The 9,127-nt window shown below is 70.4% G+C and carries 10 protein-coding genes and 1 pseudogene; 5 read left to right on the top strand and 6 right to left on the bottom strand.

Features of this window, described 5'->3' with window-relative positions; translation table 11 throughout:
• The 4 genes and pseudogenes from CV103_RS08645 to CV103_RS08630 all read right to left on the bottom strand — a co-directional run.
• Positions 1 to 265: pseudogene (locus CV103_RS08645) on the bottom strand (TonB-dependent receptor); the annotation flags it as partial.
• A 41-nt stretch (positions 266 to 306) separates the two neighbouring features.
• A complete protein-coding gene (locus CV103_RS08640) occupies positions 307 to 1,245 on the bottom strand; it encodes a FecR family protein (protein WP_245896742.1) in 939 nt (312 codons plus the stop codon).
• A 60-nt stretch (positions 1,246 to 1,305) separates the two neighbouring features.
• On the bottom strand, positions 1,306 to 1,824 hold the full coding sequence (locus CV103_RS08635) for a sigma-70 family RNA polymerase sigma factor (protein WP_015458745.1): 519 nt from the start codon (positions 1,822 to 1,824) through the stop codon (positions 1,306 to 1,308).
• A 12-nt stretch (positions 1,825 to 1,836) separates the two neighbouring features.
• Positions 1,837 to 2,526: a YggS family pyridoxal phosphate-dependent enzyme gene (locus CV103_RS08630; protein ID WP_015458744.1), complete on the bottom strand. Its 690-nt coding sequence runs from the start codon at positions 2,524 to 2,526 to the stop codon at positions 1,837 to 1,839.
• A gap of 58 nt (positions 2,527 to 2,584) precedes the next feature.
• Here CV103_RS08630 and CV103_RS08625 point away from each other — a divergent pair, with 58 nt between their 5' ends.
• Entirely contained in the window at positions 2,585 to 3,121 is a 537-nt protein-coding gene (locus tag CV103_RS08625; protein ID WP_245896740.1) for a thiamine phosphate synthase, read from the top strand.
• Positions 3,122 to 3,154: 33 nt separating this feature from the next.
• Here CV103_RS08625 and CV103_RS08620 read toward each other — a convergent pair whose 3' ends face one another.
• Positions 3,155 to 3,871 carry a hypothetical protein gene (locus CV103_RS08620; RefSeq protein WP_245896739.1) on the bottom strand — a complete coding sequence of 239 codons (717 nt, stop codon included), beginning with the start codon at positions 3,869 to 3,871 and terminating at the stop codon, positions 3,155 to 3,157.
• A 273-nt stretch (positions 3,872 to 4,144) separates the two neighbouring features.
• Between CV103_RS08620 and CV103_RS08615 the strand changes: the two genes are divergently transcribed.
• Genes CV103_RS08615 through holA form a run of 4 tightly spaced genes read left to right on the top strand, consistent with a single transcriptional unit; the run spans position 4,145 to position 8,664 of the window.
• Positions 4,145 to 4,591, top strand: coding sequence for a DUF3576 domain-containing protein (locus tag CV103_RS08615; RefSeq protein WP_041865322.1), 447 nt, complete (start codon positions 4,145 to 4,147; stop codon positions 4,589 to 4,591).
• Positions 4,592 to 4,604: 13 nt separating this feature from the next.
• Positions 4,605 to 7,124, top strand: coding sequence for a leucine--tRNA ligase (gene leuS / locus CV103_RS08610; RefSeq protein ID WP_107394661.1), 2,520 nt, complete (start codon positions 4,605 to 4,607; stop codon positions 7,122 to 7,124).
• Positions 7,121 to 7,639 carry an LPS assembly lipoprotein LptE gene (gene lptE, locus CV103_RS08605; RefSeq protein WP_015458739.1) on the top strand — a complete coding sequence of 173 codons (519 nt, stop codon included), beginning with the start codon at positions 7,121 to 7,123 and terminating at the stop codon, positions 7,637 to 7,639. The genes leuS and lptE overlap by 4 nt, the downstream gene beginning before the upstream one ends.
• Complete coding sequence (gene holA / locus CV103_RS08600; protein WP_107394660.1) at positions 7,636 to 8,664, top strand: DNA polymerase III subunit delta; 1,029 nt, start codon at positions 7,636 to 7,638, stop codon at positions 8,662 to 8,664. The genes lptE and holA overlap by 4 nt, the downstream gene beginning before the upstream one ends.
• A gap of 61 nt (positions 8,665 to 8,725) precedes the next feature.
• On the opposite strand, the gene CV103_RS08595 is transcribed toward holA, so the two are convergent.
• Positions 8,726 to 9,049 carry a 2OG-Fe(II) oxygenase gene (locus CV103_RS08595; protein ID WP_245896737.1) on the bottom strand — a complete coding sequence of 108 codons (324 nt, stop codon included), beginning with the start codon at positions 9,047 to 9,049 and terminating at the stop codon, positions 8,726 to 8,728.
• Positions 9,050 to 9,127 lie beyond the last annotated feature (78 nt).

Genomic DNA, 9,127 nt, shown 5'->3' with positions numbered 1-9,127 from the left:
CAGGCGCCGCGGCGACGATCCGCCAGCCGTCGCCGGGCAGCGCGACGGCGCGGCCGCCGGCCGCGGTGGCCAGCCGCCGCACCGCATCGCGCACCGTCATCCGCCCGTTGAGCGCCGGCACCGGCCGCGCCCAGAGCGCGGCATCGGGCACGCTGACGCTGACCCCGGCCTGCCCGGCCAGGGCCGCCACGGCATCGCCCAGCCGCCCGGCGGGAATCTGGAGCGAAACGGACGGCGCGGACGCGGCTACGGCCGGCGCCGCCATCAGCAACGCCGGGAGCATCATCCATGAAGGCGCGGAGCGGCTCACTTCTGCTTGGCGGTCAGAACCCATCCCTTCCCGCCCCGTTCTATGCGGACGTCGAGCAATGGCCCCAGCCGCTCCAGGAAGCGGTCGCGCTGGCCGTCCAGCGCGATGACGCCACGGAAGGGCCGGGCCGCGACGTCGGGCGCGACCGAAACCGGCAGGCCGAGATTGCGGCTTATATCCTCCGCCACCACGCCGATGGGGGTGCCGTCATAGATCAGGCGGCCCTGCTTCCACGCCACCATCGCGGCGGGATCGGCCGTGCCCAGCGTGACCACCGAATCGTTCGCGCGGGCATGGAGCGTGCGGCCGGCGCCAAGCTCCACCGATTCCCCGCGCGGGTTATAGACCACCGCGCCCTCCGCGACCGCGACCGAAAGCCCGGCCCGATCGCTGACGACGTTGAACACCGTGCCGACGTCGCGCAATTCCGCGCCGGCGGCATGGACGATGAAGGGGCGGCGATCGTCATGGACGACGGTGAACAGCGCCTCGCCGCGATCGAGCGTGGCGATGCGCTGGTTGCGGTGATCGAGGGTGATCCGCGATCCGCCGTTCAGGTCCACCTGGCTGCCATCCGCCAGCGCGATGCTGCGCCGTTCGCCGGGCGCGGTTTCGATGCTGTAGGGATCGGCCCGGTTCTGCAGCACCGTATAGCCGGAGACCGCGACCAGCGACGCCGCGATGGCGCCGCCCAGCCAGCCGCCGAAGCGACGGCGCGTGACCGGATTGGCGACCGGCGGCGCTTCGACAGGCGCGGCCGCCGGCGGCGCGGCGGCGAACCATTCCCCGACATCGGCGTCGGCGGCGGCAAGCTCATGATAGACGTGTGCGCGATCGGGATCGGCGGCCAGCCAGTCGCCGAACGCCTCCCATTCGCCGAACGCGGGATCGCGCTGGCGGATCAGCCAGTCGAGCGCCGCTTCGCGCATTGCCATGTCATCCATCATTGCCACGCCCTGTAGACGGAATCACATGCCGCCAGCCTCAGCCCCGTTTCATTCGGCATCGAGACGGCTCCTGAGTTCGATCATCGCGCGATAGGCGCGGCGCAGGTCGCTTTCGACCGTGGAGAGGCTGACGCCCAGCTCCATGGCGATCTCGCGCTGCGAAACCCCGTCCAGCCGATGCCGCCGGAACACGGTTTCCGCCCGCGTCCCCAGCGCCGCCAGCGCGGCCTCCGCCTGGCGCAGCCTTTCCCGCGCGATCAGCGTCCGCTCGCCGCCCGGCATGTCCGAAACCCCCGGCACCGTGGCGCCGGTGGCTTCGCTCCATTCATGGTCGCGCCGTTCCGCCGTGCGGAGCGCGCGATGGCGATCGACCATCAGATTGTTGGCCGCCCGGTAGAGATAGGCCAGCGGTTGCGCCACCGGCCCGGCCGGCGCCGCCGAGATGCGGACCCATAATTCCTGCAGCAGATCCTCCGCGCCTTCGCCGGCGCCATGGGCGGCGAGGAAGCGAAGCAGCCGATCGCGATTCTCGAGGAAAACCGTTTCGAGGCCGCCGCTGTTCCGCATGGCCGCTTGCTATCAGCCCAATCGCGCGCCGAACAGGGCGGTGCCCACGCGGACATGGGTGGCGCCCAGCATCACCGCCGTCTCATAATCGCCCGACATGCCCATGCTGAGGCCGGCCAGCCCATGATCGCGGGCGATCTTCGCCAGCAGCGCGAAATAGGGCGCGGCCTCCGTATCGGCCGGCGGCACCGCCATCAGCCCGGCGAGCGGCAGCCCCGCCGCGCGGACTTCGGCGAGGAGCGAGGGCACATCGGCGATCGCGCAGCCGCCCTTTTGCGGCTCCTCCCCGATATTGACCTGGATGAAGCAATCCGGCCGGCGGCCGGCTCGCTCCATCGCCCGGGCGAGCGCGGTGACGAGCGACGGGCGATCGACGCCGTGGATCGCATCGAACAGGGCGACGGCATCGTCGGCCTTGTTCGACTGGAGCTGGCCGACATGGTGGAGCCGGAGCCCCGGCACCGCATCCCGCAATGCGGGCCACTTCGCCTGCGCCTCCTGCACCCGATTCTCGCCGAAGCTCGCCTGGCCCTGCGCGGCGAGCGCGAGGATCGCGTCCACCGGCTGGGTCTTGGAAATGGCGATCAGCTCGATCTCGGAAGGGTCGCGTCCGGCGACGCGGGCGGCGCGGGCAATGCGCGCCCGCACCGATTCAAGCGCCGGCAGGCCATCATCGTCTCTGGAGTCTTCGTGTGGAACCATGGTCGCTGCTATAGGGAGCCGCATGACTTGCCGCCAGCCTTGCCCGCGCCTTTGGCTGATGACCGATGCGCGGATGGGCGAGGCGCTGTGGACCGCGCTCGGCCGGCTGCCGCGCGGGGCGGGCATCGTCTTCCGCCATTATGGCCTGCCCGATCGCCGCGCCATCTATGAGCGCGTCCGCCGGATCGCGCGGGCGCGCGGGCTGGTGCTGGTGCTGGCCGGATCGCCGCGCGAGGCGGTTGCCTGGAAGGCGGACGGCGCGCATGGCCGCTCCCCGCATCGCTTTGCCGCGCGCCCGCTGCTGCGCACCGCCCCGGCGCATGATGCGGCCGAGCAGGCCGCCGCCGCGCGGCATGGGGCCGACCTGGTCTTCCTGTCCCCCGCATTCGCCACCCGATCCCATCCCGGCGCCCGTGCGCTGGGGCCGGTGCGCTTCGGCCTGCTGGCCGGGCGCGGCCGCCTTCCGGTGATTGCCCTGGGGGGCATGGATGCGCCGCGATACCGGCGGCTGCGCGCCCTGGGCGCATCGGGCTGGGCGGGGATCGATGCCTTTACGGGCCCGGATTCTCAGGGGATCGGAGCGGCGAAGGGCTGAATTCAGGTGCGGAAGCTCCGCACCGCCCGGCGATCAGAACTTGAAGGCGGTGCCGATATAGACGGCCTGGCTGTCGCGCCGGTCATCCTCGATCGACAGGCGATCGCGCTGGAGGCGGTAACGGACGCCGCCGGTGACCTCCAGATTGCGGGTGATCGCGTAGGAACCGCTGAGATCGGCCGAGACCGCCTCATCCACGCCGATCAGGCCGGATCGGACGTCGGTGGGCCGATCGGCGCCGAGCTGGAACTTGGTGCTCCACTTGGGCGCGTTATAGCTGACGCCGACATCCACCGCCTCGCGGCCCGGCAGCAGGCCGCCATCGACGCGGGCGACCTCGCCCGAAAGGGCGAAGCGCTTCCAGCCCACGGCGACGCCCAGATTATAGGCGGTCGGCGTGATGCTGGTGGAAGGCGTGATCGCCAGGCGCTGGGCTTCTTCCTTGGTGGTCGCGCGGGCGCGGACCGCCACCGTCACGCCCCGGCGATTCGTGGCGGAGGAAGCGGGCGTGAAGCGGAAGGCGCCGCCGACCCCGCCGCCCGACAGCCCCGCGCCGTTGAAGGCGGCGGCGAGCTTCGGATTGGCGGCGGCGGGCGTGAAGGAGCCGAGGCTCCCCGGCGCCGTCAGGCTGATGGCCGGCGCCCGCTGTTTCGCGGGCTTGACCGACGCGGCGATCGCGGGCGCAAACGCCAGGGCGCAGGCCGCCGCAGCGACCCCCGCCAATCCAGCAGTTTTGCGACTCACAGACACGGTTGCATACTCTCCCTGCAACTTGCGCCTAACATGAACGGGCAGGCGGGTTCCACCACTCGTCTGCAAATTCCCACGGCCTGTTGCACCAACTCCACAACCCGGGGAGGGCGCGGCGCGGGCATGCCAGCATCCCGCCGCCCGGCCAAGCGCCCGCGCGACGCAAGCGCGCCGCCGCACGGCGGACGGATTCGGCCCGCATGCCGCGCTTGCGGGGCGGACGGGAGCATCTATAACGGCCCGCGACACCATATGCCTTCCAAGGACTATTTCATGGCCCGCTCGTCCGTTTCTCCCCTTGCCCTGGCCGCCGCGCTTTCCGCGCTGGTGGCGCTTTCCGCCTGCGGTGGCGGCAAGGAGCGGCCGAAGACGGACCTCGCCGCCTCGCGCGTCACCACGATCGGCGTGAACGCCTATCTGTGGCGGGCCGCGCTCGACACCCTGTCGTTCATGCCGATGGTGCAGGCGGACGCCAATGGCGGCGTGCTGGTGACCGACTGGTATGTGAACCCCGCGCTCGCCACCGAGCGGATGAAGGTGACGGTGACGGTGCTCGACCAGGATCTGCGCGCCGATGCGCTGCGGGTCGCGGCCTCGCGCCAGGTGATGCAGAACGGCCAGTGGGCCGATGCGCCCGTTCAGGCGGCGACGGTGCAGAAGCTGGAGGAGATCATCCTCACCAAGGCGCGCGACCTGCGCCGCGCCGCGGTCGCCGGCTGAGGACGGACGCCCCATGACCACGCGGTTCAACCCGCAGGCGGCGGACAAGCGCTGGCAGGCGGCCTGGGACGAGGGCCAGACCTTCCGCGCCGACGATGCCAGCCCCAAGCCCAAAAGCTATGTGCTGGAGATGTTCCCCTATCCTTCGGGGCGCATCCACATGGGCCATGTGCGCAACTATACGATGGGCGACGTGCTGGCCCGGTTCCGGCGGATGACGGGGCATGAGGTGCTCCACCCGATGGGCTGGGACGCCTTCGGCATGCCGGCCGAGAATGCGGCGATGGAAAAGAAGGTCCATCCCGGCAGCTGGACGCGCGAGAATATCGCCGCGATGAAGGCCCAGCTGAAGCGGCTGGGCTTCGCGCTCGACTGGAGCCGCGAGCTGGCGACCTGCGAGCCCGATTATTACGGGCAGGAACAGGCGCTGTTCCTCGATCTCTATGCGGCCGGCCTCGTCTATCGCAAGGAATCGGCGGTCAACTGGGACCCGGTCGACATGACGGTGCTCGCCAACGAGCAGGTGATCGACGGGCGCGGCTGGCGTTCGGGCGCGCTGGTGGAGCGGCGCAAGCTCAGCCAGTGGTTCCTCAAGATCACCGATTTCGCCGACGAGCTGCTGGAAGGCCTCTCCACGCTGGACCAGTGGCCTGAAAAGGTGCGGCTGATGCAGGAAAACTGGATCGGCAAGAGCCAGGGCCTGCGCTTCACCTTCAAGCTGGACGCGCCGGCCGCCGGCCATGACGGCTTCGACGTGTTCACCACCCGGCCGGACACGATGTTCGGCGCCAGCTTCGCCGCCATCTCGGTCGATCATCCGATCGCGCTGGCGCTGGCGGAGCAGGACGCCCGGCTCGCCGCCTTTTCGGAGGAATGCCGCCGCATCGGCACCGCCGCGGCCGAGATCGAGACCGCGGAGAAGCTGGGCTACGACACCGGCCTTTCGGTGATCCACCCGCTCGATCCCACGTGGAAGCTGCCGGTGTTCGTCGCCAATTTCGTGCTGATGGATTATGGCACCGGCGCGGTGTTCGGCTGCCCGGCGCACGACCAGCGCGACCTTGATTTCGCCCGCAAATATGCGCTGCCGGTCGAACGGGTGGTGGCCCCTTCGCCCGAGGAGGCGGACGCGCCGATCGGCGACGAGGCCTATACCGGTCCCGGCCGGCTGGTGAATTCCCGCTTCCTCGACGGCATGTCGGTGGAAGGGGCGAAGGCGGCGGTGATCGCCCGGGCCGAGGGCGAAGGCTGGGGCCGCGGCACCACCGTGTGGCGCCTGCGCGACTGGGGGGTTTCCCGCCAGCGTTACTGGGGCACGCCGATCCCGATCATCCATTGCGACGCCTGCGGGCCCGTGGCGGTGCCGAAGGACCAGCTTCCCGTGGTGCTGCCCGAGGATGTTTCCTTCGACGTGCCGGGCAATCCGCTGGACCGCCATCCGACCTGGAAGAATGTCGATTGCCCGTCCTGCGGCGCGCCCGCGCGCCGGGAGACCGACACGCTCGACACCTTCGTCGATTCGAGCTGGTATTTCATCCGCTTCGCCAGCGCGCCCAAGGACAAGCCGTTCGATCGCGCCGTGGCCGAGCAGTGGCTGCCGGTGGGCCAGTATATCGGCGGGGTGGAGCATGCGATCCTCCACCTTCTTTATTCGCGCTTCTGGACGCGGGCGCTCAAGCGAATCGGCCGGATCGACATTGCCGAGCCCTTCACCGGCCTGTTCACGCAGGGCATGGTGACGCATGAGACCTACAAGGCGCCCGACGGCCGCTGGCTGAGCCCCGAAGAGGTGGAAAATCGCGACGGCGGGCTGGTGATCGTCGAGACCGGCGAGGCGGTGACGCCCGGCCGTGTCGAGAAGATGTCCAAATCCAAGAAGAACGTCGTCGATCCGGGGCCTATCGTCGATCAATATGGCGCGGACGCGGTGCGCTGGTTCATGCTGTCCGACAGCCCGCCCGAGCGCGATCTCGCCTGGAGCGAGGCCGGCATCGAGGGCGCGTGGCGCTTCGTCCAGCGGCTGTGGCGCCTGGCCGGCAGCATCGCGGGCGTCGAGGGCGAGGACAGGGACCTGGACCGCAAGCTCCACCGCACCATCGCCGGCGTGGCGGAGGATGTGGAGGCGCTGTCCTTCAACAAGGCCGTCGCCAAGCTCTACGAGCTCGCCAACGCCATAGAGAAGGCCCAGCCTTCGGCCTCGCGCGATTTCGCGGTGCGGACGATCGTGCGCCTCGTCGCGCCGATGGTGCCGCATCTCGCCGAGGAAGCCTGGAGCCTGCTGGGCGAAACCGGCCTCGTCGCCGATGCGCCCTGGCCCGAGGCCGATCCGGCGCTGCTGGTCGATGACGAGGTGACGATTGCCATCCAGATCAACGGCAAGCTGCGCGACACGCTCGTCGCCCCCAAGGGCACCGACCGGCCGGCGCTGGAGGCGCTGGCGCTGGGATCGGACAAGGTGATCCGCCTGCTGGAAGGCAAGACGCCCAAGAAGGTGATCGTGGTGCCCGATCGCCTGGTGAATCTGGTCGCATGAGGCCGGCGCGCCCCGCCTCCCTGCTGGCGCTGGCGTTGCTCGGCCTCGCCGCGCCGATGCTGTCGGGCTGCGGGCTGCAGCCGCTTTATGCCGGCGGCAGCAAGGGCGCGGTGGCGCAATCGCTGGCCAATATCGAGGTGGCGCCGATTCCGGGGCAGGCCGGCTGGCTGGTGCGCAACGCGATCAACGACCGGCTGGCCGCCAGCGGGCCGGGGGAGAAGCGCTACCGGCTGGAGATCGAGCTGGACGACCAGCTCACCGGCTTCGGCGTCCGCACCGACAATGCCGTGACGCGCGAGCGGCGGACGCTGCGCGCCCGCTACAAGCTGATCGACGGCACCGCCGTGCTGCTGGATGCCACCGCCGGCTCCGATGCCGGCATCGACGTGGTCGGATCGGAATATGCGACCATCGCGGCCGAACAGACCGCGCTCGAGAATCTCTCCAACCAGATCGCCGACCAGATCGTCGCCCGCCTCGCGCTCTACGCCAAGCGCACCCAGACGGAGCAATGAAGGCCAGCCAGCGGCAGATCGAGCAGGCGCTGGACCGCGCCGATCCCGCGATCCGTTTCTACCTGCTCCACGGCCCCGATGAATCGGCGTCGCGCGCGCTGGCGAAGCGGCTGGCCAAGGCGCTGGGCGCCGATGCCGAGAAGGTGGCGCTGGCCGGGGCCACGCTGAAGGTGGATCCCGCCTTGCTGGCGGACGAGGCGGCCGCCATCGCCCTGTTCGGCGGCCCCCGGCATATCCTGATCGATCCGGCCGGCGACGAGATATTGGAGGCGGTCGAGGCGCTGCTGGCGCTTGCCCAGGCCGGCAATCCCGTGGTTGCCGTCGCCGGTGCGCTGCGCAAGGATTCGAAGCTGCTGAAGCTCGCCACGGCGGACGACGCGGCCATGGCCTTCGCCAGCTACGTGCCCGAGGGGCGCGACGCCGATCGCATCGCGGTGGCGCTGGGGCGGGAGATGGGGTTGCTGATCGAGCCCGACGTCGCCCGGCGGCTGGCGGCCGCCAGCGCCGGCGACCGCGCGGTGCTGGGGCAGGAACTGGACAAGTTCGCGGCTTTCCTCGATGCCGACCGGGACCATCCCAGGCCGCTCGACCATGAAGCGCTGGACAGGCTGGGGGCCGACAGCGAGGAAGGCGATCTCAGCCGCCTCGTCGATACGGCGCTGGCCGGCGACGTCGCCGCAGCGGATGACGAGCTTTCCCGGCTGATCGCGCTCGGCACCGATGCCATCCCGATCGTCCGTGCCTTCCAGCGCCAGCTGCTGCTGCTGATCCAGCTCCGCGCCGAGGTGGCCGAGGGCAAGTCGATCGACGCGGTGATGGCAGGCCCGGCGGGACGCGCGGTGTTCTGGAAGGAAAAGGACCGGGTGGCCCGGCTCCTGACCCGCTGGACGCCCGAGGCGCTGGCCACCGCGCTCGGCCGCATGGCCGATACCGGCCGGCAGGTGATGCGCTCCGGCGGGCCGGGGATCATCGCGATGGAAACCGAGATATTGGCGCTGGCCCGCGCCGCCAGCCGCCTGCGCTAGGCCGGAATCCAGCCCGGCCCCGGCCCGGATCGCCCCGCCACGGGCTTTCTGCCCGTCCCGATCAGCTCAGGCCGATGCGCCCCAGCACCTTGCGCGCCCAGGGCTGCAGCCGGTGCGGCACCCAATCGTTCACGAAATGCCGGCCGCGCACCTGCCAGTCGGTCTTGTCGCCGCTGCCGGGGCGCGGCTTGAACACGGTCGTGCGTTCGGGAACGGCGGCCGCCCCGTCCGGGAAGGCGGTGTAATAATAAAGCGCGATCGATCGCCGCGCCCGATCGGGCGGGCAGGTCAGCGGCTCGGGATGGCCGTGATAGCTGTCGAGCGCGGTGTTGAAGAGCACGGCGCGGCCCAGCAGCGGCGCGATCACCTTCTGCCGCGCCTTCATGCTGCGCGGCGACAACTACGATGGCCGGTTGAGCGGCGACTATGATGGCCGGTAGGATCGGTTGTCTGGTCTGATCGT

Source organism: Edaphosphingomonas fennica, from assembly GCF_003034225.1.
Lineage (GTDB): Bacteria > Pseudomonadota > Alphaproteobacteria > Sphingomonadales > Sphingomonadaceae > Sphingomonas_E > Sphingomonas_E fennica.
This window is presented reverse-complemented; position numbering and strand designations above follow the sequence as displayed.